We start from the raw sequence: 1,000 nt of genomic DNA, 5'->3' as shown, positions 1-1,000 counted from the left end.
TTAAGAAAACATTATTTAATAGAAAAAGTATTTATAGAAGATGAAGTAAACCTAGTTTATTCACATGTAGATAGAGTTATTGCTGGAGGAATTACACCGGTTAAAAAAGCTCTTAAATTAGAAGGATGTAAAGAATTAGGATCAGAATACTTCTTAGAAAGAAGAGAACTTGGAGTAATTAATATCGGTGGAGATGGAAAAGTAGTTATTGATGGAGTTGAATATGAAGTTAAATCAAGAGAAGGGTTATATGTTGGAATGGGTTCAAAAGAACTAGTGTTCACTTCAGCTGATGAGAAAAATCCAGCTAAATTCTATATTAACTCATCACCAGCTCACAAAACTTATCCAACAGTTATGATTAATCTAGAAAAGGCTAATAAAGTACATCTAGGAGATCTAGCTAACTCAAATAAGAGAACAATATACCAATATGTGCATCCAGCAGTATGTCAATCATGTCAATTAGTAATGGGAATGACAATGTTAGAGCCAAACAATATGTGGAACACAATGCCTTGTCACACACATGAAAGAAGAATGGAAGTATACCTATACTTTGATATGACAGATGACAATAAAGTTTTCCATTTAATGGGAGAACCAAATGAAACAAGACACATAGTAATGGGAAATGAACAAGCAGTAATCTCTCCATCATGGTCAATTCATTCAGGAGTGGGAACAAAGAACTATACATTTATATGGGGAATGGCTGGAGAAAACCAAACATTTACAGATATGGATCATGTAGCAATGGATGATTTAAGATAATTTTAGAAAATATTAAATTTAATAAGGAGTGAAAAATTATGTCAGAATTAAATATATTAGAAAATTTTAACATGAACTTCTTCTCATTAGAAGGAAAAGTAGCAGTTGTAACTGGAGGAAATACAGGACTAGGACAAGCATATGTAGCAGCATTAGCTAAAGCAGGAGCAGACTTATTTGTAGTAACTTATGATACAGCATGGGATGAAACTAGAGAATTAGTAGA

The 1,000-nt window shown here is 32.2% G+C and carries 2 protein-coding genes; both read left to right on the top strand.

Going from position 1 to position 1,000, the window contains the following annotated elements:
- A partial coding sequence (gene kduI / locus I6E31_12420) for a 5-dehydro-4-deoxy-D-glucuronate isomerase (GenBank protein ID MCF2640762.1) occupies nt 1-774 on the top strand: 774 nt, incomplete at its 5' end.
- A gap of 53 nt (nt 775-827) precedes the next feature.
- Nucleotides 828-1,000: 2-deoxy-D-gluconate 3-dehydrogenase (locus tag I6E31_12415; protein MCF2640761.1), on the top strand; the 173-nt coding region annotated here is incomplete at its 3' end.

The sequence above is a fragment of the Fusobacterium varium genome (assembly GCA_021531615.1).
In the GTDB taxonomy this organism is placed as follows: domain Bacteria; phylum Fusobacteriota; class Fusobacteriia; order Fusobacteriales; family Fusobacteriaceae; genus Fusobacterium_A; species Fusobacterium_A varium_C.
This window is presented reverse-complemented; position numbering and strand designations above follow the sequence as displayed.